The 20,815-nt window shown below is 59.2% G+C and carries 20 protein-coding genes; 10 read left to right on the top strand and 10 right to left on the bottom strand.

Annotation, left to right across the window (positions count from 1 at the left end; all coding sequences use genetic code 11):
* Positions 1-108 precede the first annotated feature (108 nt).
* On the bottom strand, positions 109-1,494 hold the full coding sequence (gene ehuR, locus ACZ9BX_RS24830) for a MocR-like ectoine utilization transcription factor EhuR (protein WP_476220734.1): 1,386 nt from the start codon (positions 1,492-1,494) through the stop codon (positions 109-111).
* A 101-nt stretch (positions 1,495-1,595) separates the two neighbouring features.
* On the opposite strand from ehuR, the gene ACZ9BX_RS24825 reads away from it, so the two are divergent.
* From ACZ9BX_RS24825 to ACZ9BX_RS24815, 3 genes are all read left to right on the top strand, one after another.
* The gene (locus ACZ9BX_RS24825; protein WP_027513661.1) at positions 1,596-2,075 is read left to right on the top strand and encodes an Lrp/AsnC family transcriptional regulator; all 480 of its coding nucleotides are present in this window, start codon (positions 1,596-1,598) and stop codon (positions 2,073-2,075) included.
* Between the two features lie 368 nt (positions 2,076-2,443).
* Positions 2,444-2,671, top strand: coding sequence for a hypothetical protein (locus tag ACZ9BX_RS24820; RefSeq protein WP_476220732.1), 228 nt, complete (start codon positions 2,444-2,446; stop codon positions 2,669-2,671).
* 1,233 nt (positions 2,672-3,904) lie between these two features.
* Positions 3,905-4,039 carry a hypothetical protein gene (locus ACZ9BX_RS24815; protein ID WP_260308537.1) on the top strand — a complete coding sequence of 45 codons (135 nt, stop codon included), beginning with the start codon at positions 3,905-3,907 and terminating at the stop codon, positions 4,037-4,039.
* 569 nt (positions 4,040-4,608) lie between these two features.
* Here ACZ9BX_RS24815 and ACZ9BX_RS24810 read toward each other — a convergent pair.
* On the bottom strand, positions 4,609-5,547 hold the full coding sequence (locus ACZ9BX_RS24810) for a nucleotidyltransferase and HEPN domain-containing protein (RefSeq protein ID WP_476220731.1): 939 nt from the start codon (positions 5,545-5,547) through the stop codon (positions 4,609-4,611).
* Between the two features lie 403 nt (positions 5,548-5,950).
* Between ACZ9BX_RS24810 and ACZ9BX_RS24805 the strand changes: the two genes are divergently transcribed.
* Genes ACZ9BX_RS24805 through ACZ9BX_RS24795 form a run of 3 tightly spaced genes read left to right on the top strand, consistent with a single transcriptional unit; the run spans position 5,951 to position 9,947 of the window.
* On the top strand, positions 5,951-7,447 hold the full coding sequence (locus ACZ9BX_RS24805; RefSeq protein ID WP_476220730.1) for an NAD-dependent succinate-semialdehyde dehydrogenase: 1,497 nt from the start codon (positions 5,951-5,953) through the stop codon (positions 7,445-7,447).
* Between the two features lie 33 nt (positions 7,448-7,480).
* On the top strand, positions 7,481-8,860 hold the full coding sequence (locus ACZ9BX_RS24800) for an aminotransferase (RefSeq protein WP_476220729.1): 1,380 nt from the start codon (positions 7,481-7,483) through the stop codon (positions 8,858-8,860).
* 16 nt (positions 8,861-8,876) lie between these two features.
* Positions 8,877-9,947: an alcohol dehydrogenase family protein gene (locus ACZ9BX_RS24795; protein WP_476220728.1), complete on the top strand. Its 1,071-nt coding sequence runs from the start codon at positions 8,877-8,879 to the stop codon at positions 9,945-9,947.
* A gap of 83 nt (positions 9,948-10,030) precedes the next feature.
* On the opposite strand, the gene ACZ9BX_RS24790 is transcribed toward ACZ9BX_RS24795, so the two are convergent.
* Positions 10,031-10,261, bottom strand: coding sequence for a hypothetical protein (locus ACZ9BX_RS24790; RefSeq protein WP_027513777.1), 231 nt, complete (start codon positions 10,259-10,261; stop codon positions 10,031-10,033).
* A gap of 671 nt (positions 10,262-10,932) precedes the next feature.
* On the opposite strand from ACZ9BX_RS24790, the gene ACZ9BX_RS24785 reads away from it, so the two are divergent.
* Entirely contained in the window at positions 10,933-11,709 is a 777-nt protein-coding gene (locus ACZ9BX_RS24785) for a phosphodiester glycosidase family protein (RefSeq protein WP_476223030.1), read from the top strand.
* Between the two features lie 278 nt (positions 11,710-11,987).
* Here ACZ9BX_RS24785 and ACZ9BX_RS24780 read toward each other — a convergent pair whose 3' ends face one another.
* On the bottom strand, positions 11,988-13,430 hold the full coding sequence (locus tag ACZ9BX_RS24780; protein WP_476220726.1) for an FAD-binding oxidoreductase: 1,443 nt from the start codon (positions 13,428-13,430) through the stop codon (positions 11,988-11,990).
* A gap of 184 nt (positions 13,431-13,614) precedes the next feature.
* Between ACZ9BX_RS24780 and queC the strand changes: the two genes are divergently transcribed.
* Genes queC through queE form a run of 3 tightly spaced genes read left to right on the top strand, consistent with a single transcriptional unit; the run spans position 13,615 to position 15,415 of the window.
* Positions 13,615-14,325: a 7-cyano-7-deazaguanine synthase QueC gene (gene queC / locus ACZ9BX_RS24775; RefSeq protein ID WP_476220724.1), complete on the top strand. Its 711-nt coding sequence runs from the start codon at positions 13,615-13,617 to the stop codon at positions 14,323-14,325.
* Positions 14,325-14,681 carry a 6-carboxytetrahydropterin synthase QueD gene (gene queD, locus ACZ9BX_RS24770; protein WP_087005130.1) on the top strand — a complete coding sequence of 119 codons (357 nt, stop codon included), beginning with the start codon at positions 14,325-14,327 and terminating at the stop codon, positions 14,679-14,681. Before queC ends, queD begins: the two co-directional genes overlap by 1 nt.
* Entirely contained in the window at positions 14,678-15,415 is a 738-nt protein-coding gene (gene queE, locus ACZ9BX_RS24765; RefSeq protein ID WP_476220722.1) for a 7-carboxy-7-deazaguanine synthase QueE, read from the top strand. The genes queD and queE overlap by 4 nt, the downstream gene beginning before the upstream one ends.
* 80 nt (positions 15,416-15,495) lie before the next feature.
* Here the strand turns inward: queE and ACZ9BX_RS24760 are convergent, their stop codons facing one another.
* The 6 genes from ACZ9BX_RS24760 to ACZ9BX_RS24735 form a co-directional block, all read right to left on the bottom strand.
* Positions 15,496-15,681 (bottom strand): hypothetical protein, encoded by a 186-nt coding sequence (locus ACZ9BX_RS24760; protein WP_027513783.1) that lies wholly within the window; start codon positions 15,679-15,681, stop codon positions 15,496-15,498.
* A 413-nt stretch (positions 15,682-16,094) separates the two neighbouring features.
* Entirely contained in the window at positions 16,095-16,526 is a 432-nt protein-coding gene (locus ACZ9BX_RS24755) for a type II toxin-antitoxin system VapC family toxin (protein WP_476220721.1), read from the bottom strand.
* A complete protein-coding gene (locus ACZ9BX_RS24750; RefSeq protein WP_476220719.1) occupies positions 16,523-16,768 on the bottom strand; it encodes a type II toxin-antitoxin system VapB family antitoxin in 246 nt (81 codons plus the stop codon). The genes ACZ9BX_RS24755 and ACZ9BX_RS24750 overlap by 4 nt, the downstream gene beginning before the upstream one ends.
* 118 nt (positions 16,769-16,886) lie before the next feature.
* A complete protein-coding gene (locus tag ACZ9BX_RS24745; RefSeq protein ID WP_476220717.1) occupies positions 16,887-18,776 on the bottom strand; it encodes a bifunctional sugar phosphate isomerase/epimerase/4-hydroxyphenylpyruvate dioxygenase family protein in 1,890 nt (629 codons plus the stop codon).
* A gap of 31 nt (positions 18,777-18,807) precedes the next feature.
* On the bottom strand, positions 18,808-19,668 hold the full coding sequence (locus ACZ9BX_RS24740; RefSeq protein ID WP_476220716.1) for a shikimate dehydrogenase: 861 nt from the start codon (positions 19,666-19,668) through the stop codon (positions 18,808-18,810).
* Positions 19,669-19,735: 67 nt separating this feature from the next.
* Positions 19,736-20,752: a TRAP transporter substrate-binding protein gene (locus ACZ9BX_RS24735; protein WP_476220715.1), complete on the bottom strand. Its 1,017-nt coding sequence runs from the start codon at positions 20,750-20,752 to the stop codon at positions 19,736-19,738.
* Between the last annotated feature and the right edge of the window lie 63 nt (positions 20,753-20,815).

Below are 20,815 nucleotides of genomic sequence, written 5' to 3'. Positions count from 1 at the left end.
GTTGAGACAGGCAATGCGCTAACGATGACGGCCAATCGAAATCATGTCAATTCGCAAAATAATATCATGACAATTATTCTGGCACTGCACATTCCGTGGGCAGCAGCGTCAAATCGCAAGCAGCAGCGCCTCGGGATTTCCTTGCGCCAGAGATGCGACAACCCCAAGGCCGGTGCGCAATTCGTTTTCCGTGGTCGAGCCGAGTGAAATGCGCACAGCGGGCGTCCACCCTTGGTCCGCAGTTCTGAAAGAGGTGCCGGGCGCAATCGCAACGCCGCGCAGGCGGGCCTGCGATACGAAGGAATCTTCCAGGTGGTCGCCCGAAAGCGGCAGCCAGACGTGAAGGCTCTGCGGATGGGCGCGATAGGCAAGCCCCGCCAGGGCCTCCGCCGCGATGGCATGCCGGCCCTTCAGCGCCTCGCGCTGCCATTTGACAAGTTCAAGAGCCGTGCCGTCGCTTACCCATCGGGTGGCGATTTCGGCAATCGCCGGTGTCGCCATCCAGCTCGAAACGAGATGGCGGTTCGCAACAGCGGCGACATAGCGGTCGGGGGCTGCGAGATAGCCGATGCGTAGGCCCGGTACAGTGATCTTCGTGAAGCTCGTGACGTAGAGCGTGCGCTCCGGCGCAAAAGCGGCAATCGGCGGCGCGCGATCTTCCACCAGCGGCCCGAGGATGTCGTTTTCGATGATGGCGATGTCGTGGCGCGCCGCGACATCGGCGAGCTGCTGCCGGCGCTTGGCGCTCATCAGCGCCGCCATCGGATTGATGACGGACGGCTGCAGAAAGACCGCGCGGATCGGACCCTTGCGGCAAGCCTCGTCGAGCGCTTCGGGGATCATGCCCTCCTCGTCGATCGCCAGACCTTCGAGATGAAGGCCGAGATAGGTGGAAAGCGGCACGAGCGTATGATGGCTGATCGCTTCGGTCGCAACGGTGGAGCCAGGCGGCGCAACGCTCATCAGCGCGACGGTCATGCCGGACGTTGCGCCATTCGTAAGGCAGATATTCAACGGAGAGACGTCCAGGCCACAGCGGGACAGCCAGTCCGCCGCAATGGCGCGGTGACGCGGGAAGACCATGTTCGGCCTGAAAGACAGGGCCGAACTTGATGGAAGATTCTCCGAAAGCCAGCCAAACGCCTGGCGCATTTTTTCAAGATGCAACTGCTCGCAAACGGGCTTTAAGATCGAAAGGTCGATCACCTCACCAAGCCGCTCCGGCAGGTAAGGGGGTTCGGGCTCGCGCGGCTGGGTCTGCACGAAACTGCCACGGCCGATCTCGCCGGATATCAGGCCGCGCCGAATCAGTTCGTCATAGGCCCGGCTCACTGTCTGCACGGAAAGCTGCAGGTCATCGGCCATTTTTCGATGCGGCGGCAGCCGGACACCGTCGGAAAGCTTCCCGTCGGTAATTGCACGGGCAATCTGTTCGGCAAGCGAAAGATAGGCCGGCCGGCGAAGCTGAGAAGGATCAGGGCGCCAATTTGTCATGATTTAGACACTGGTGAAAATCAGTTCAATTGACAATGGCAAAATGCGCTCCCATTGTCTTTTCCTCATCTTTGGAATGATTTCGCGCACCCGGAAATGCCATGAAACTCGACGCCATCGATCTGCGTATCCTCGACGCCATTCAGCGTGACGGGCGCATCACCAAGTTGGCGCTTGCCGAAAAGGCCGGGCTTTCGCCGACACCTTGCTGGATGCGGCTGAGAAAACTGGAAAAAGCGGGTATCGTCACTGGCTACCATGCCCGCATCGCACTCCGCCGGATCGCACCGGTCGCCAGCGTCATGGTGGAGCTGACGCTTGCCAATCATCGCCAGAGCGACTTCGAGCGCTTCGAACGGGTGATCGCGACCATTCCCGAAATCGTCGGCTGCTGGTCGGTCGGCGGCGGGATCGACTATTTTCTGAAAATCGCAGCACCCGACATCGATGCCTATCAGCGGCTGATCGACGACCTGCTCGACCGCGAACTCGGCATCGAACGCTACTTCACTTATATCGTTACGAAGACGGTCAAGGACGAAACGGTCCTTCCCATCGCATCTTTGATTGGTTCACCGTGAGCAATCTGGATCCCACTACCGGAGTCGTGCAAGTCTGTTCGAGCCGTTGGATTATGCCGCTGCTTGCCAGGCCGGACTTTTCGTTTCCGCTTGCCAAAGGCGTTGCATCGCTGCTGGGCATTGGCGGAAAAACTCAATATTCCTTGCCCGGATAGCTTCGATTCGGCAACGTGGCGGATACCGACTGCTGAATTCGGAACTGAGTATCTAGTTGAGTGGTCGTCCAGCGCCGCCGGCTAAGCGCTTCTATGATAGCTACTTCGGGATTGCCGCAGCCTTCTCGGTTGCGGCGCCTGATTGGAAGGAAAATCTGGAAATGTGGAAAGATCGTCGCAAGAACGCTAAGAGCAGATGGGGGAGCCACAACCATGACCGACACGCACCAGCCCCGCCTCCGCGACGTCCCGCTTACGTCTGAAGACCTCGCGATCTGCGACATGGTTCTGGACGAACTGTGCGCTGAATTTCAGCTGGCCAACGACAGATCAGTAGTCGATCACCTGGCATCGATCATCATCGAATTGTATCGGCAAGGCGTGCGTGAACCAGAACAGCTAAAGCTGTTGGCGGGGGCGACGAGAGAAAAGGGCGATTGATCGATCGCCTTGCGTAAACGACCAGATGATGTAGACGCTGCGGCAGGACGCGACCGCCATTAACTTGAGAATGGGGTCGGGCGGCAGATTGACGTCACGCCGCTGCCACGAGATCACGTGGCCGTTCTGCTCTTGACCTCCGTTGCCATTCTAAAACAACTGAGTTTGCGGCTCATCACCGTTTGACTGCCCATTACCACGAACAAAAGGCTCTCGGCATTTGTGCCGCCGGCAACGTCGGTGACAAGCCCGTGGTGGGCTATGAACAAATCGATTGTCGACAAGCCGCCCTCGCCTACGTCCGCTTCGCTCAGCCGCCCGATCCCGAAGTGGGCTGGCGGCGAAAAGATATCGAGGCAGCCCTTGCAGCGGGGCGCTCGCCCTAGGCTGACAGCCTTGGCACGTTCTCAGCATCAAGCAGACGGCTCGCCTCACCAGCCTCTCTCGCACGATGATCAATCGTCCGTCAGTCGCCTAGAGTGGCTTCGAACGATGAGACTTGGCCATGGGCGCGGCCTGAAACCTTAGTGCGTGCATCTTGAAGATGCGAGCTATGAAGCGTACTTTCCGACGTCGCCCGCTCTAGGGCGCTGCTCATCATTTCTTGAGCCCCGTCCCCTTGCGGGGCTTCTTTTCCCAGCGCGTCATCACCAGGCTTGGTCTGGCTGGACACGCAAACTAGCTTCGGCACTCGGATACTTGCTGCTTGGGCGCATGACCGGCGAGGTCCTCGACTGTATCAGCGCGTGGATATCGCCGTTGCCTTCGATGTCGACGTCCATCGGGCTGATAAAACGCGGACCTCACCGAGCCATGTTCCTTAGAATTCAGTAAATGGCGCCGTGAAATAATTCTTCCAGTCCCGCATCTAACGATCACTCGCTGGTATTGCCGGAAGTATCAGCCATCGAACTATCGCGGCCTGCGACGATTTGACCGCCTGGGAAACTGAGAGCTTGCCCTAGTTTCTGGTGAGCCGCCAGTTTACGGCGGTGATTTACTCCTCCCAGTTCAGCCTCGCCCTCCACTCCCATGGGGCGGGGCTGTTTCCTTTTTTCACCGTGAACTTTTCCTTCTCATGCGCACGCGCATGATCCCAGTGCCGCAGGGGTGCCCCTCACCTTCCCGGCTAAGAAGACGGCGGCTCGGGTAGGGACCACAAGATGAAAGGGCGGTGGCGTGGCTTCCATCTTAATGCGGGTATCCTATATCAATTCACATGGAGGCGCGATTATGGATGTTGACAGGAACAACAAACCCGCCCAAGCCCAATCAAATTGGCCTATCATCTCTTTGGCCCTGGCTGGTTTGGCATTGCCAATCCTCGACACAGTTGCGGCGATCGTCGAGCTTTTGTATCTGCTTTGAGGAACCGCCCTGTTCCGTCGTGCGTGCAGCCCATCGATGCTTGGCGAGGTGTGATTCTAGGAATGGGGAATACCGAACACGTGCGACATGCGATGCGTGATGTATGCTTCCCACAATAAGGTTGTCCGCCTCGACTGACGATCACCGCCGCCCGATACCGTGGAGGCACTTCCTCGGTTACCTCCGTCCGCTTGCCATTGCAGATGATTTAAGGGAGTATCCGGGCTCTGGCCCCTGGGGCCTGGGCAGTCTTCCATGGTAGGATAATCCCATGCCTCTGAAATATCTTTTGGCCGCCGCAGCAATAGCACTTTTGACCCTTTCAGGGTGTACAACCACCGGCTCAGACAACACAACCTATGCACAGCCGCAAGGGATAGGCCCAGTTCGCGGCAGCGGTATTAACGGCTATTAGCTCTCGTCGTTTCCCGATCTGTGTTGAGGGAATACGTCGAATTGTCACCGGACATACCCGTGTCGAATAATCTATACCTCCGGGCCCGAGCAACCGTTCTGATGTAGCGGAGTAGGGATTTGGACCCCCCATGCCGTTGCGGGCATGCCGCATTTTAGGCGCCGTCTTCAGTCGTCGCCGCTTGCCGCTCCAGTTCGGCCAAGCGCTCCTTGCAGATGGCTGCAACAATCTGATGTAGATGCTCCGTTCGCTCAAGCAGCCAGGCAAGCCCTTCTTCGGTGATCTCGAAGTGTTTCGAGTATCGCGCCTTTACATAGGCTTCGTTGAGAATGTTGTACCAGGCGGTGTAGCGGTGCTGATCGCGCGGCCAGGCGTCGATGAGCCTGCGGTCCTGATCTTCGGCCAACCCCCGCAGGAATTTCAGATTGTGCGACGGCGGGCTGTAGTTGGTCAGCGTCAAGAGCGCGGTCGCAAAAGCATGTTCGTTTGCTTGGTGCAGGCTAAACGCTGCCAGACGCGCCCATTCGGTCGATTCACCAATTTGGCTGGCCTGCCATTGCGCGGTCCTAAGCGTTAACTGGGCTTCGGGGTAGCGCCTCTCGAAATGCTCCTTGGCCACTCTCAGTGCATCGGCAGGTGAGAGTGGCTTAGGTTCGGCCAACGGCCGGTCGTCGAGCTCGTAGAGCACGATGCCCTCGCGCAGGATGTCGACGAAGAAATACTGGCCGTCGGCCAGAAAGTTGTTCACCTCCCTGGCGCCATGGACGATCAGCCCGACCGGCGTCTTCACGCCTTTGTCCCACATCAGCCGGTCGGTCGTTTTGTCCCAGTACTGCGGTTCCGCCAGCTGCTTGGAATTGACCAGCACCAGGATGTCGTAGTCGGAGCGGTAGCCCTTCATCGTGTGCGGCTCGTCGACCCAACTGCCGCGGGCGTAGGAGCCGAAGAGCAGAATCTTTAAGATCCGGCCGCGCTTCTTGAAGGCGGCCGACGTCCCTGACAGCGCATCGGCGAACTCCTCATGGATGATCGCAACGACGCGGGCAAGCTCGCGCTGCTTTTCTTCCGGCAGATGTTCCAGGGACGATCGCATGGGTTCATCGATAGGCCAAAGACGATTCGCCGTCCACTACTGGAAACTGTAGGAACTGCGGCATGAAAAACAGCGGATTGATTTTCCGGTGCCAATGAATCGATGATCTGCAAAGCTCGACACAGAAGCGGATTTAGCCTGAGGCTTCCTGTCCCGACTGCATTGATCCCAGGATATATCGATGACGACGACACGTCGCCGAGCCGCTGGGAGTCTGGCGTATAGAAGGTATAGTTTTGAAGAACGTTTGATCGCGATGCCTCGAAACGCAATCCGGCTCGTAGACAGATCAGCCACGATTGGCCGTGGCCTTAGTCAATCTCTCTCGTCAGACCCCCGGCAACAGACAATTTCTCGTCTCCTCCTGTGAGAGACTTCGCTGTCGGCAATGAGGAGACAAATCATGACCGCGGTTTTTGCGCGCCCCGAATTTCATAATGCGCTTTCGCGCCTGAAGGACAGGCATCTCCTGCGCAATCTCGCCTATGTCGGCGGACGCTGGTCGGCGGGTAACGCCGGCAAGAGCTTCGAGGTCACCGATCCTGCTTCAGGCACAACCGTTGCCTGGGTAGCAAGCCTCGGCGCGGACGAGACCGCAGCGGCGATCGACGCGGCGGCGCTGGCGATGCCTGCCTGGCGGGCCATGCTGCCGCAGCACCGGGCAAAAATCCTGCGCAACTGGCACGACCTCATGCTCGCATCAAAGCACGATCTCGCCTTGATCATGACGCTCGAGCAGGGCAAGCCGCTTTCGGAATCCCTGGGCGAGATCGAATATGCCGCCTCGTTCGTCGAGTGGTACGCTGAGGAAGGCAAGCGGCTGAACGCCGAAAACGTCACCAGCCATCTGCCGGATGCAGAGATGATCGTCCGCCGCGAGGCGCTTGGTGTCGTCGGCATCGTCACGCCGTGGAATTTTCCATCCGCCATGATAACACGCAAAGCGGCGGCAGCACTTGCTGCGGGCTGCACCGTCGTTTCTCATCCTTCATCCGAGACCCCGCTTTCTGCACTCGCACTTGCAGAGCTCGGCGAGCGCGCCGGCATTCCGGCGGGCGTATTCAATGTCGTCACCGGTGATGCGGCAGCCATCGTCGGCCGCATGTGCGAGGACGAGCGCGTCCGGGCAATGAGCTTCACCGGCTCGACCGGCATCGGCAAGCTCATTGCCGCTCAATGCGCGCCGACCATGAAAAGACTGGTGATGGAGCTTGGCGGACACGCGCCGCTTATCATATTCGACGATGCCGACGTCGAGCGTGCTGCCAAAATTGCCATCGACGCCAAGTTCGCCACATCGGGCCAGGATTGCCTGGCAGCCAATCGCATCTTCGTGCACCGCTCCATTGCCGATCGTTTCGCTGAGGCAATTGCACGACGCATCGAAGCGCTCAAGGTTGCAGACGGTCTTTCGGCGGACGCCGATATCGGCCCACTGATGCACGAACGTGCCGTCGTCAAAGTCGAGGAACAGGTTGCCGATGCGTTGAAGGGCGGAGCAAGACTGGTAACCGGCGGCAAACGTCATACCGCCGGCAGACTGTTCTTCGAACCGACGCTGCTCACAGACGTTCCTGACGATGCCCTCATCATGCGCGAGGAGACTTTCGGCCCTGTCGCGGGCGTTAGCATCTTCGACACGGAAGACGAAGTGATCGCAAGGGCGAACGCTACCGAATACGGTCTCGTCGCCTATGTCGTCACGGAAAATGGCGCCCGGCAGCTGCGTCTTGGACGGGCGCTCGAATACGGCATGGTGGCGATCAACCGGGTGAAGATCACCGGCGGCCCCATTCCTTTCGGCGGCTGGAAACAGTCCGGACTTGGGCGCGAGGGCTCAAGGCATGGAATCGAAGCCTTCACCGAGCTCAAATACCTTTGCATCGACACGGCCGCATGAGGCCTCTTACTCTTTAACATCAAGGACAACGCCATGCTGGAAAGAAGCAACGAACTCAACGCCTGGGACCGGGATCATTTCTTCCACCCCTCCACCCATATGGGCTCGCATGCACGCGGCGAGACGCCGACGCGGGTGATCGGCAGCGGCGAGGGTGTCTACATCACGGATACGGGCGGCCGCACGAGCCTCGATGCCTTTGCTGGACTTTACTGCGTCAATGTCGGCTATGGCCGGCAAAAGATCGCCGATGCGATCGCCGAACAGGCTAAGAACCTAGCCTATTATCACGCCTATGTTGGCCATGGCACGGAAGCATCGATAACGCTGTCGAAGATGATCATCGACCGCGCGCCGGAAGGCATGAGCCGCGTCTACTTCGGTCTTTCAGGTTCGGATGCGAACGAGACGAACATCAAGCTCATCTGGTATTACAACAACATCCTCGGCCGTGCGGACAAGAAGAAGATCATCTCGCGCTGGCGGGGTTATCACGGCTCGGGCGTCATGACGGGTTCGCTGACGGGGCTTGAACTTTTCCATAAGGCTTTCGACCTGCCGCGCGCGCCCATCCTCCACACGGAAGCTCCCTATTATTTCCGCCGCTCCGACCGCTCGATGGACGAAGAGCAGTTCTCGCAACATTGCGCCGACAAGCTTGAGGAGATGATACTTACCGAAGGTCCCGAAACCGTCGCCGCCTTCATCGGCGAGCCGATCCTTGGAACAGGCGGCATCGTTCCGCCGCCCAGGGGATACTGGCAGAAGATCCAGGCCGTGCTGCAGAAATACGATATCCTGCTCATTGCGGACGAAGTGGTGACCGGATTTGGGCGTCTGGGCACGACGTTCGGCTCGGACCATTACGGCATGAAGCCGGACCTGATTACCATCGCCAAAGGTCTCACCTCGGCCTATGCGCCGCTTTCCGGGACTATCGTTTCCGATAAAGTCTGGCAGGTTCTCGTCCAGGGCTCCGACCAGATGGGGGCGATCGGTCATGGCTGGACCTACTCTGCGCACCCGATCTGCGCCGCTGCTGGAATTGCCAACCTGGAACTGATCGATGAGCTTGATCTCGTAAAGAACGCCGGCGACACGGGCGCCTATTTCCGCTCGGAACTGGCAAAGACCGTCGGCGGGCACAAGAACGTTGGCGAAGTACGTGGCGACGGGATGATGGCGGCAGTCGAGTTCGTTGCAGATCGGGACGATCGCAAATTCTTCGATGCCTCGCAAAAGATCGGCCCGCAGGTTTCAGCAGCATTGCTCGAACGCGGCGTCATCGGCCGCGCCATGCCGCAGGGTGACATCCTTGGCTTTGCGCCGCCGCTTTGCTTGACGCGCGGCGAGGCCGACATCGTCGTCAAGGCTGCGGCCGAGGCGATCGACAGCGTCTTCAAGTCCATCTGAAGGGGGAGTGTGTGACATGACCGTTATTCCGAAGACGATGGCTGCTGTCCAGCTCGTTGGTCATGGCGGGCTCGACAAGCTGGTCTATAACGAGTCTACCCCTGTCCCGGCGCCGGCAGCGGGTGAAGTGCTCATCAAGGTCACGGCCTGCGGCATGAACAACACCGATGTCTGGGTTCGTCAGGGCGCCTATGGCACCGAAGACGACCCGTCGGCGGTTTCTACGTGGCGCAGAAAGGGCAATACGCTGACGTTCCCCCGCATCCAGGGGACGGATGCCGTCGGTCACATCGTCGCGGTCGGCGCCGGCATCGACGCCAACCGGATCGGCGAACGCGTGATGGTCGATTTCTCGATCTACAATCGCGAAGACGACAGCCTCGCCGACATCGACTACATGGGCCACGGCCGGGACGGCGGCTATGCCCAATATATGGCACTGCCCGCCGAAAACGCCCATGTCGTCGACACCGACCTCACAGACATCGAACTTGCAACCTTCTGCTGTGCCTATCTGACTGGAGAACGGATGCTTGAACGGGCGCGGCTCGCCGCAGGCGAGCGCGTGCTGGTGACGGGCGCATCGGGCGGCGTCGGTTCGGCCATCATTCAGCTCGCAAGAGCGCGCGGCGCGATCCCGATCGCGATCGCCGGTCCCGGCAAGGAGCACGCGGTGCTCGATATCGGCGCGGAAGCAGTCATCACGCGCGGTGCGGGCGACCTCCTCGAAGCCGTCCATCAGGCGGCGGGCGGGGAACCGGTTGACGTCGTGGCCGATCTTGTTGCCGGGCCGATGTTCAATGATCTCCTGAAAATCCTTCGCCCCGAAGGGCGATATACGACAGCCGGCGCAATCGGCGGGCCGGTCGTCCAACTCGATCTTCGAACGATGTATCTGAAGCAATTGGAGCTGCATGGATCGAGCCAAGGTACGCGGGCCGACTTCCGTCGGCTCGTCCGCTATATCGAGGAAAAAAAGATCAAGCCACTCGTCGGCGGCGTCTATCCGCTATCGGATTTTCATCGGGCTCAGACGGATTTCATGGCCAAGAACTTCATCGGAAAACTCGTCGTCGTGCCCGACTAAGTGAGATTCGGCGGATGGACTTCGGCGCCGCAACTCTATCTTCCGGCGCCGGCTGTCTCCAATTATGGTTTGGCCGCAGCGTGTCACATAGCTGGGACGAATTTCCAAAAGACTCCTTCCTGGCGATCCGTATAATACTTGAACTCGCACTCAAACTTCCGTCCGTAAGCTTTCGCAGCCTTCAGGCATTGGTCGCTGACCGGATTCATGCCTGTATCAGGAGCAAACCAGTCCTCAAGCAGATCGTCCGGCACATAAGTGCCGACCCGCAGCGGAAGAGTGGCGAGTACAACATCCATTTCGTTCGGCACCATGATGGAACCCTCCTTTTCCGTTTAACCGCGGCCGGATGAACCTGGTTCCGTTCTGCCTTTTGCGATACGTCCCGCAGAACGAAGCCTTCCACCGCCCGGACGGGATTTGGCGGACACCCTTGGGGCGTCGGCAAGCGACATTTGTTCAAGATAGCATAAACCGCCGCGGATGCGCCTCTACGAAGCAAGGACGTACCGCTCCACCGCCGTCAATGATGAGGATGTCGTGGTCGAAGGATGCCATCGTTACACCCCCCCCAACACAGACATATTGAAGCTCGATGAACCCTCGATCCCTTCAGCTCTTCCGCGAAAATCGCCTCAAGGCATGCGCTTCGAATCTGTCTCGCTCGGTAGCGCTCCGTCGACAGCAAGACGTCGCGCGGGATCGTACACGTCTTCGGCTACGAATTGGCACCTCGCGACGAAGCAGGCCTACGGTGTAGAACTGCTCTTCGGTACTGGCGCGTCTATCCTGAGATTTTGATTGCCTTGACGAACATGGGGATATGAAGATTCCTAACTTGGCCCCTGTCTCCCTCGAACTGCTGGGATTATCCATAGTGGCCACCACTTTCGCAAGCCGTCACATTCGAAAGGCAAGCAAACCATGTCATGTGATTGCAGACAAGAGCGGTCCATTAGAACTTGAAATAAGGGTATCGGCAGCGATGACATATCTGAAAAATGGTGTGCTAATCGCAGCCATGATGCTGGTTGCATTGATATCGCTCTTGCCACCGGCTCTTGCCCAGGATTGTGGGCAAGAAACGTTTAAGGAGGCGAGATACATCGTTTGCACGCTGGAACCGGGGAAAGCTGACCTGCGATTGTTCTGGAAGGACGTTAATGGCGAGCCTTACCGCTATTTCTCGCGCGTGGCCGAAGCCGTGGGAAAAGAGGGACGAGCTCTGACATTCGCGATGAACGCAGGGATGTACCGTGCCGATTTTTCGCCGATAGGACTTTATGTCGAGAACGGCCGAGAATTACGACCCGCCAATACGGCCGGAGGTGAAGGCTCAGCCGGTCTGCTACCAAATTTCTATAAGAAGCCGAACGGCGTGTTCTTTCTTGACGACGCAGGCGCTGGAATACTCCCGACGGATCAATTTTTGAAACTTCGGCCCAAGGTGCGGTTCGCCACCCAGTCTGGTCCATTGCTTGTCATGCAGAACAAGCTGCATCCGGCCTTTATTTTAGGCTCGACAGACCGAACCCGTCGGAGCGGTGTGGGAGTCTGCGGCGGTGGCACGGTTCGCTTTGCCGCAAGCGACGACACGGTGAATTTCCATGAATTCGCGCGCCTGTTCCGCGACCATTTCAAATGCCCCAATGCACTGTTTCTCGACGGTGGGCGAGGTGTGGGAATTTACAACCCTGCCATGGGCCGCAATGACAGATCCTGGCATGGCGGGTTTGGCCCGATCTTTGGAGTTGTACAATAACGCCACGAACGGCGACGCAACACCTTTGGTGACCCTAAAAGTCGGCTGGAGGTTGGTCACTGCGACCTGCGGAGGATCACCTTCGACAAGAGATCCGGCACATACAAAACCGCCTGGTCCTTCCGCCTCGCACGTCTGATAGCCGCCCGGAGCCATCAGCGCCGAAGAACGCGATCCGCGCCGCACTCGAACCGCGGCGTCTGGTTTCATTCACGCGTGCCGCCGATGATAAGCGTTGCGGCGGCACTTGACGTGTCATCCGTTGTGTTGCTGACCGGTCAGCTGGCGGCCCGCATTTCCGCCTGTGGCGTCACATTCTGGTTCATGCGGAAAAGATTCTGCGGATCGTAACGCAGTTTGATCTCGGTCAGGCGCTGATAATTGCCACCATAGGCCGTCTCAACACGATCGGTTTCGTCCTCGGGCATGAAGTTGATGTAAGCCGTGCCGATGGCGTGCTCCTTCGTTGCTTCGAAAAGCTCGCGTGCCCAAGCCATGCAGGCGCCATCCATCGATTTCTCGCGCCAACGCGCATGTACGTTCATGACGAAATGAGAGTTGCGCTGCGGAAAAGCGGTCGCCTCTACTGCGATGCGGCCCGCCGCACCGCCCACATGGCCGATGAATATCTCGCATTCTGGCCCCGGAAGCTTGCGAACGGCATCGAGGAGAACCGCGATCGCCGCATTCGAAAGTTCTGCGAAATCCTGGCTCTTCCAATAGTTGCGGGCGCCCGGCGTCAGCAGCGGATCGAATGCCTGTTGCCAGGCGGCAAAGGGCGCCGGGCCGACGACGTCGGCGATCGGATTGCCGATGGCACGAAGCCCCGCGGCAGCCACCTTGCCCGCTTCGATGTCGCCGCAATGGCACATGGCGAGCACAAGGATTTCCTTGCCATGCCACTCGGCAGGCAGGAAAGGCAGCGGCGGTGCCTGACGCATGACCACCCAGCATGTGAGTTCGTCCGGCGCCGTTTCGAGCACCTGTCTATATTCTCTGAGCACCATTTCGGCGTCGGCAAAAGGATGGACGACCAGACCCGCCAGAACCTCGCCCGGCAGGTCGTGGAGCCGGAATTCAAAGGAGGTTACCACCCCGAAGTTGCCACCGCCGCCGCGCAGCGCCCAAAACAGATCCGGCTCTTCCTTCTCGCTTGCGCGCACCAGCTTGCCGTCAGCAGTCACCACCTCCATCGAAATGAGATTATCAATCGTCAGACCGAATTTGCGCGTGAGCCAGCCGAAGCCGCCGCCGAGCGTGAGCCCGGCAATGCCGGTCGTGGAATTGATCCCTGTCGGCAAGGCCAGCCCGAAAGCCTGCGTTTCGTTATCGACGTCTGCAAGCGTTGCACCCGGCTCGACCCGCAAGCGCCTTGTCCCCGGGTCGACCCTTACCGATTTCATCGGCGATAGATCAATGACCAGGCCGCCTTCACAGATTGCGTTGCCGGCGATGTTATGCCCGCCGCCACGCACTGCCAGCAGAAGATTGTTTTCACGCGCGAACCGGACTGCTCTCATGACGTCGGCGGCACCAGCGCAGCGCACGATGAGACCCGGGCGCCGGTCGACCATGCCGTTCCATATGGCCCGTGCCTCGTCGTAGTCGGCATCCTTCTCCGTGAGCAATCTGCCGCGCAAACCTGCGGCGAAGGCATCGATCGCGACGTTCGGCACGGCGGTTTGGCCCTTGTGCAGGGTCGTAAGGTTCAAGTTGTCCATGATTTCCTCCCCAAGGCGGCAGAGCCCCGTTCCGCCGTGGCGGCATTTTGCGCTTCGTGCACTTCTTATGCAAGGAAATGCTAATGGATATTCCGGCCAGCACCCTTCACAAGCCGGTTCGATTGCTTTAGAAGCGCTCCCGTAATCCGGTCGCAGCCCACCCGGTCAAAACAAGGGATCCATCATGAAAACCATCGTCATCTGCTCCGGCGGATTGGACTCCGTTTCGCTCGCGCACAAGGTTGCCGCGGAACACGAACTCACCGGCCTTCTTTCCTTCGACTACGGACAGCGGCATCGCAAGGAACTGGACTTCGCCGCCGCCTGCGCCAAAAGACTAGGCGTGCCCCACCAGATCATCGACATAAGGAATATAGGCAGTCATCTCACCGGATCGGCCCTGACCGACGACATCGATGTTCCGGACGGACACTATGCCGAAGAGACGATGAAGGCGACGGTCGTCCCGAATCGCAACGCCATCATGCTTTCTATCGCCTTCGGGCTTGCCGCGGCACAAAAGGCCGACGCGGTTGCAGTCGCCGTGCATGGCGGGGACCACTTCATCTATCCGGACTGCCGGCCGGGCTTCATCCAGGCGTTCCAGGAGATGCAGAAGCAGGCGCTCGACGGCTATGCCAGCGTTTCCCTCTTTGCACCTTACGTCACCGTCTCAAAGGCAGACATCGTGACCGATGGTGCCAGGAACGGCACTCCGTTCGCTGAGACCTGGTCGTGCTACAAGGGCGGCGCGCGCCACTGTGGCCGCTGCGGCACCTGCGTCGAACGGCGCGAGGCGTTTCATCTGGCCGGTATAGAGGATCCGACAGATTACGAAGACCCGGACTTCTGGGCGGCTGCAACCGCGGGCTTTTTGGCCGAAGAGGTGAAATGATGTTTCGCATCACCAAGGAATTCCATTTCTCCGCCTCTCATCAGCTCACAAGCCTGCCCACCGATCATCAATGCGCCCGCCTCCACGGACACAATTACGTCGTCGAGGTGGAACTTGCGGCAGTAGCACTCAACAGCCACGGATTTGTCCGCGATTACCACGAACTCGCGCCGCTGAAGCGCTACATCGATGAGTGCTTCGACCATCGTCATCTGAACGAGGTCCTCGGTCATGATCAGGTGACGGCGGAATGTCTGGCGAAGCATTTTTACGATTGGTGCAAGGAGCGCCTGCCGGAAACTTCGGCCGTGCGCGTCAGTGAAACGCCGAAAACCTGGGCGGAATACCGGCCATGAGCGCCGCGCGAGAAACGCACATCCGTGTCAGCGAAATCTTCGGGCCGACTATCCAGGGAGAAGGCATCCTGATCGGACTTCCGACGGTCTTCGTCAGGACGGGGGGCTGCGACTATCGCTGTTCGTGGTGCGATACGCTGCATGCGGTCGACAGCGATTATCGCGATCAATGGCATCCGATGTCGGTCGACGATATCTGGCAGGAGGTCGTGCGGCTTTCGGGCAACAAACCGCTGACGGTGTCGCTGTCGGGCGGCAACCCGGCGATCCAGCCGCTTCGCCCGCTGCTTGAGCGCGGGCATGAGGACGGCTATCGTTTCGCGCTGGAGACCCAAGGCAGCGTCGCCAAGGACTGGTTTGCCGATCTCGACGTCCTCGTGCTCAGCCCGAAGCCGCCGTCGAGCGGCATGGAGACGGACTGGAGCGCATTCGGCGCCTGCCTGAGAATGGCTGGGAAAAAGCCGCAGCTTGCACTGAAGATCGTTATCTTCGACGACCGCGACTACCTCTATGCTCGAGCGGCGGCGGCGCGCTATCCCAGGCTTCCGGTTTATCTCCAACCCGGCAACCACACGCCGCCCCCACCTGCGGATGACGATGCAAAGGTCGATATCGACGGCATCATGGACCGGATGCTCTGGCTGATCGACAAGGTGACCGAAGATCGGTGGTTCGAGGCGCGCGTGCTGCCGCAACTGCACGTGCTGCTTTGGGGCAACAAACGCGGCGTCTGACGATTTCCTTCGGCGCTATTTGGGACGAAGGCAATGTGAAGGTCAGCGCTTCGTTGGCTACCCGGCAAATACGAGATCGTTCAACGGAAACGCGGTTGTTTCGGCGGCGCATTCGCCCGGATTTCATGAAGCGGTGCATGCTTGCCAAGCAGCCGCAGGAGCTTACGCTCCTCTGCCGGATCAACCCCAAGTTTCTTGCAGTGATCGGCAACGTCGCGCTCGTGAGGGCCGGGGACATGGACCTGCCGGTTGTTCATATTCTTCATGATCATTTCCTCCTTGCGAGGATAACGCCTGATGATCGCAGATCGTTCACAAGACATTTCTAAAGCTAGGTCGTTGTATTGCCGCCTGCCACCAACCCCAGAGAATCTGCTTTCACCTGAGTGATGGCTATTTTTGCAGAAGTTAGTGCTTGCCGTTAGCTAGCCTTTCGGCACATCAGCGTCCCCTATTAAGGGTAGGTCCGGCGCGCAGGGCTCGTTGCCAGCCCTCTCTTCCGGGGGGAGCGGTTCACGGCCACGAGGTATGGTCCCCAGTCAAGCTGGTTACAAGTCCAAGCCCATCGACAGGAACAAATGCCAGAACGTGCCGGCGCAGTGCATGTTCAACTGCATCGAGACGATAAGGATTGTCCCGACGACGGCGATCACCGCAACGTCTTCTGGTCCTCTCCGGCCTATGCCAAATCGGTTCGCGCGAAGTCGTCGCCCTTATAGAGGAGCTTAAGGCGATACGCCTTAGCGCAGGCATAGGCACAGCAGTCGCCGAAATTCAGGTCAGCTGGATGACTGATGGCTTTTCCGTAGGTCATCGCCGCATCGAGCGCAAGCCTGCCGATGTCGCTCGAAATCGAGAGCTCACATGCCTCTAGGTCCTGCACGAAATAGTCAACCGCCTCACGGGCGATCGCCACCATTTCGGGTGTAGCGGCGGTATTCTTCTTGATCTGCTGTGCTTGGGCCCGGGCAAGCGAGATTGTCGCTTCGTAGCGCACAAGCGGGGAGACGAAGAAAGGCCCTCCGGCCTTTTCGAGCCGGTCCATCAGTTCGTCGGCGTCCGGTTCCGGCTTGAGAATTGCGACGATCGCGGAGGCATCGATGAACATCACATGTCGCCCCACATTTCATCGGTATACTTCTTCATGTCGAAATCCGGATCGCCGGTACCGATTTCCCGCGCTTTAGCGCACGCCGTTGCCAGGCGCTCGCGCATAGGCATATTTTTGCGTGTGCGCTCGATCTCATGGCGGAGAGCGATCCTCACGGCCTCGGTCTTGCTGGGTGCTTTCATGAGCATTTGCAGCTCGACGGCGAGCGCGAGCACATCATTATCGCGGACGTAGAGCGGCATTTGGATATCTCCTTTGTGAATATCCAAACATCACAGAGATGGATATTCTGCCAGCAAAAAGCCCGCTTGCCGAGTGGAGACAGACCAATATTTCCGATAATGATCAGTTAGCCTGCAGTCAGGCACGCGGAACGCCCACCGGCCGCAGATGTTTTCTGAGCGCAGCGATGCGGAAAATGGCATTTGCCGCGCCATAGCCACGATAGGCGCGCCTTTCGACAATCTCGAAGAACAGACCCTCGCCGTAGGTGGGACTGTAGAGCTGGAAATATTCGCCGTGCTCGTCCCGGTCATAAAGGATGTTGTTCGCCTTCAATCGCTCCGCAAATTCCGCGTCCAGACCGAAGCGGGCTTCCAGATCGTCATAATAGTTCGGCGAGATCGCAAGGGATACGAAGCCGTTTGCGGCAAGGGCCGTAGCGGTGGCGAAGATATCCTCAGTCTTGAAGGCAAGGTGCTGGATGCCGGAGCCGAAGGTTTCGGCGATGAAGTGGCCGGCAAGCGTGTTGCGGTTTTCGGCACCGTTCATGGTGATGCGCAGCGACCCGTCGGCATTTTCTATGGCCTGGCTTCTCACTATGCCCGACGGATCGATGATGTCGACCATCGGCGTCTTATGAGCATCGAGGATCGATGTGTAGAACAGCAGCCAAGTGAGCAATTCCTCATATTTCACGGTCTGGGCGATGTGATCGATCGATTGCAGCCCTGCAGGCTGCGGGGCTGCCGTGTCTTCGACCGGATCGAACTCGATCTCCCATATGCGGCCAAGCTTCGTCTTGCGGTCGAGGAAGTATAGGATACCGCCGCCGACACCGCGCACCGCCGGCATCTCGATCTCGCCGGGATCAATCGGCTGCCGGAAACGCTCAGCGCCTAAAGCCACAGCGCGTTCGACCGCGGCCTTCGCATCGGCGACCATCAAGCCGGCGGCGTAGGCCGAAGTGCCATGGACGGCATAGGATGCGCCGGCAAAGCCCTTCTGCTCGGTATTGACGACGAGATTGATGCCCCCTTGGCGAAAGACGGCAACACTCTTGGTCTTGTGCCTCGAAACCTTCCGGAAACCGAGGCTTGCAATCAGCGTTTCGAGCTGCGGCGCTTCGTCCTCGTCGACCGTGAACTCGACGAAGGCGACGCCTTCGACGGAGGCACGCGGCGGCATCGCAGGGACGGGCAAGGAACTCTCCGGGTCCTGCCGTTTCACTTGATCGCCGAGATAGATCAACGAGCGCCTGCCATCGACTGCGATTGCAGCGGGCGAGCCGCCGCGGAACTGATCGTTGAAAATTTCCAGCGACAGATATCCGTCATATCCGGTCGCCGCGACCGCCTTCATGAAATCGAGGACCGGGAGGTCGCCCTCGCCCGGCATGTTGCGGAAATGCCTACTCCAGAAAAGCAGATCCATGTCGATCAGAGGCGCGTCGGCAAGCTGGATGATGAAGATCTTTTCCTTCGGGATCGAGCGGATCGAATTGACGTCGATCTTGCGCGACAGCGTATGGAAGCTGTCGAGGATCAGGCCGATATTGGGGTGGTCCGCACGGCGCACGATCTCCCAGGCATCGCGGTGATCGTGAATGTGCCTCCCCCAGGCCAGCGCCTCGTAGCCCACCTTCAGGCCGCGCTTTGCCGCGCGCTCGCCAAGCTCATGAAAGTCGACTGCTGCCCGGTCGAGGCCGCCGAGCGATGCCGGCGACACGTTGGAGCAGACGAGCACCAGATCCGTCCCCATTTCCTGCATGACGTCGAACTTGCGCTCGGCGCGGTCGAATGTGCGGCTACGGAGCGGCTCCGGCATGCCTTCGAAATCCCGGAAGGGCTGGAAGAGCGTGATCTCCATGCCGAGATCGCGCACCATCTTGCCCACCTGGCGCGGGCTCTCATCGAAGATGAGGAAGTCGTTTTCGAATATTTCGACGCCATCGAAACCGGCTTTCGCGATCGCTTCCAGCTTGTCTCGGAGGTCGCCGCTCAACGATACAGTCGCTATAGACGTCTTCATCGGCCTGCTCCTTGCAGTGTCGAATGGAAGGTCATTCGGTCATGGCTTTGAAATGCGAAAGCATCCGGGCTGCATCCGGCGTTCGCCCGGTTAATAGACGGAAGGCGCCAACCGCCTGGAAGACCGCCATGCCGCCGCCATCGAGCGTCCGGCAGCCGCGTTTCCTGGCTCGCCGCAGCAGTTCAGTCTCCAAGGGGAAGTAGACGATCTCGGCGACCCAATGCCGTTCCTCAAGCAGTTCCGGCGCCAAAGGCATGCCCGGATATTTCGCCATTCCAGTCGGCGTTGCGTGTGTGAGGCCGGATGCCTGCCGCATCGCCGATGCCAGGTCCATTCCGACCGTGATCGAAGCAGCGGGAAAGCGCTGCGACATCGCTTCGGTCAGGGTGACGGCACGTTCCGGTTCTCGATCGAAGACTGTCAATCTCTGTACGCCGAGCGAGAGCATCGCATAAGCGGTCGCAACGCCTGCGCCGCCAGCACCAAGCTGAATGGCCGAAGAAAGATCGGCGTCGGGTAATCCGCGGCGAAAGCTTTCGGCAAAGCCCCACCAATCGGTATTGTGGCCATATCGCCGTCCGTCTTTGAAGACGACCGTATTGACGGCCCCGAGCGCTCGCGCCTCGGCCGATAGCTCGTCGAGATAGGGGATGATGACCTGCTTGCAGGGATGGGTGATGTTGAGGCCTGCAAAACCCTGTGCTTCGGCTTCGGCTAGAAGCCTCGGCAGGTCGGCTGGTGCGGCGGCGATCTGATTGAGGTCGATCAGTTCGTATTCATAGTTCAGACCCTGCGCAGCACCCTCCTCCATATGCATGGCAGGCGTCAGCGAAGCCTGGATCCCGGCACCGATCAATCCGGCCCTCAGTGGTCTTATGAGTGTCTCGGGCATCCGTCTTTTCCGTGATTTCCAGTGACAGGAGAACGGACCCGCTGTTTCGGGCGGGCCCGGTCCTTGCTTATTGTCCGCGCGCGGTGTGGAGCTCCTTCATGAGCTGGGCGACGGTGTCTGTGCCGATCTGGGCGCTGAATTTGTCGATCAACGGCTTGACGGCTTCGCGCAGCTTCTGCGTTTCCTCAGGGCTCAGTTCGCTGACTTCCATTCCGGTCTTCTTGATCTCGTCGATCGCCTTGGCGTCCATCTCGCGCGAGACCTTGCGCTGATAGTCGCGGGCCTCCGTTGCCGCGGATTGGAAGAGGGCCTTCTCCTCGTCGTTCAATCCGTCCCAGAATTTCTTGCTGATGAGGACGATCTGCGGATTGTACTGGTGACGGGTCACCGTCATGTACTTCTGCACTTCGAAGAACTTGGCATTGATGATGTTCGCGGCTGGATTTTCCTGGCCGTCGACAGTGCCCGTCTCAAGCGCCGTATAGAGTTCGGTGTACGGCAAGGGCACGGCATTGGCGCCGAGGCTGTTGAAGAGCTCGATCGGGATCGGCGACTGGATCGTGCGGATCTTCAGGCCCTTGATATCCTCGAGCTTGGTGACTGCGTGGCGGTTGTTCGTAAGGTTGCGGAAACCGAGCTCCCAATAGGCAAGTCCGACGAGGCCGGTATCCGGCAGAAGCTTCATCAGGCCGGAGCCGAACGGTCCGTCCATCACCTTGTCTGCTTCCTCGCCGCTATTGAAGAGGAAGGGCAGGTCGACGGCGCCGAACGGCTTGACATTGCTTGCGAGAATGCCGGCATTGAGCACGGTCATTTCGATCACGCCGCCCTGCAGCGCTGAAACGGTCTGTACATCGCCGCCAAGCACGCCGCCCGGAAAGAGCTTGACCTCGATCTTGCTGCCGCTCTTCTCCTTCAAGAGCTCGGCAAACTTCTCCATGCCCATGACCTGGGGATGGCCCTTGTTGTTCGCCGAGGCGAATTTCAGCTGGTGTTCGCGGATTTCGGCGATCGCGGGGCCGGTTGCCAGCAGGGCGATCGGCAATGCCAATCCCAACGCCAGCTTCGTCAATTTATTCAGCATGTTTTCCTCCCAGGTTGTGGCCGGCATCTCCCTCCGGCCGCGTTGAAATTCCATCGCCGTTGC

The sequence above is a fragment of the Rhizobium sp. USDA 3886 genome, from assembly GCF_056279785.1.
This window is presented reverse-complemented; position numbering and strand designations above follow the sequence as displayed.

Excerpts from the sequence above, each read along its gene's own strand:
- ehuR (WP_476220734.1), bottom strand. The coding sequence starts at position 1,494 with ATGACAAATTGGCGCCCTGATCCTTCTCAGCTTCGCCGGCCGGCCTAT.
- ACZ9BX_RS24825 (WP_027513661.1), top strand. The coding sequence starts at position 1,596 with ATGAAACTCGACGCCATCGATCTGCGTATCCTCGACGCCATTCAGCGT.
- ACZ9BX_RS24820 (WP_476220732.1), top strand. The coding sequence starts at position 2,444 with ATGACCGACACGCACCAGCCCCGCCTCCGCGACGTCCCGCTTACGTCT.
- ACZ9BX_RS24815 (WP_260308537.1), top strand. The coding sequence starts at position 3,905 with ATGGATGTTGACAGGAACAACAAACCCGCCCAAGCCCAATCAAATTGG.
- ACZ9BX_RS24810 (WP_476220731.1), bottom strand. The coding sequence starts at position 5,547 with ATGCGATCGTCCCTGGAACATCTGCCGGAAGAAAAGCAGCGCGAGCTT.
- ACZ9BX_RS24805 (WP_476220730.1), top strand. The coding sequence starts at position 5,951 with ATGACCGCGGTTTTTGCGCGCCCCGAATTTCATAATGCGCTTTCGCGC.
- ACZ9BX_RS24800 (WP_476220729.1), top strand. The coding sequence starts at position 7,481 with ATGCTGGAAAGAAGCAACGAACTCAACGCCTGGGACCGGGATCATTTC.
- ACZ9BX_RS24795 (WP_476220728.1), top strand. The coding sequence starts at position 8,877 with ATGACCGTTATTCCGAAGACGATGGCTGCTGTCCAGCTCGTTGGTCAT.
- ACZ9BX_RS24790 (WP_027513777.1), bottom strand. The coding sequence starts at position 10,261 with ATGGTGCCGAACGAAATGGATGTTGTACTCGCCACTCTTCCGCTGCGG.
- ACZ9BX_RS24785 (WP_476223030.1), top strand. The coding sequence starts at position 10,933 with ATGACATATCTGAAAAATGGTGTGCTAATCGCAGCCATGATGCTGGTT.
- ACZ9BX_RS24780 (WP_476220726.1), bottom strand. The coding sequence starts at position 13,430 with ATGGACAACTTGAACCTTACGACCCTGCACAAGGGCCAAACCGCCGTG.
- queC (WP_476220724.1), top strand. The coding sequence starts at position 13,615 with ATGAAAACCATCGTCATCTGCTCCGGCGGATTGGACTCCGTTTCGCTC.
- queD (WP_087005130.1), top strand. The coding sequence starts at position 14,325 with ATGTTTCGCATCACCAAGGAATTCCATTTCTCCGCCTCTCATCAGCTC.
- queE (WP_476220722.1), top strand. The coding sequence starts at position 14,678 with ATGAGCGCCGCGCGAGAAACGCACATCCGTGTCAGCGAAATCTTCGGG.
- ACZ9BX_RS24760 (WP_027513783.1), bottom strand. The coding sequence starts at position 15,681 with ATGAAGAATATGAACAACCGGCAGGTCCATGTCCCCGGCCCTCACGAG.
- ACZ9BX_RS24750 (WP_476220719.1), bottom strand. The coding sequence starts at position 16,768 with ATGCCGCTCTACGTCCGCGATAATGATGTGCTCGCGCTCGCCGTCGAG.
- ACZ9BX_RS24745 (WP_476220717.1), bottom strand. The coding sequence starts at position 18,776 with ATGAAGACGTCTATAGCGACTGTATCGTTGAGCGGCGACCTCCGAGAC.
- ACZ9BX_RS24740 (WP_476220716.1), bottom strand. The coding sequence starts at position 19,668 with ATGCCCGAGACACTCATAAGACCACTGAGGGCCGGATTGATCGGTGCC.
- ACZ9BX_RS24735 (WP_476220715.1), bottom strand. The coding sequence starts at position 20,752 with ATGCTGAATAAATTGACGAAGCTGGCGTTGGGATTGGCATTGCCGATC.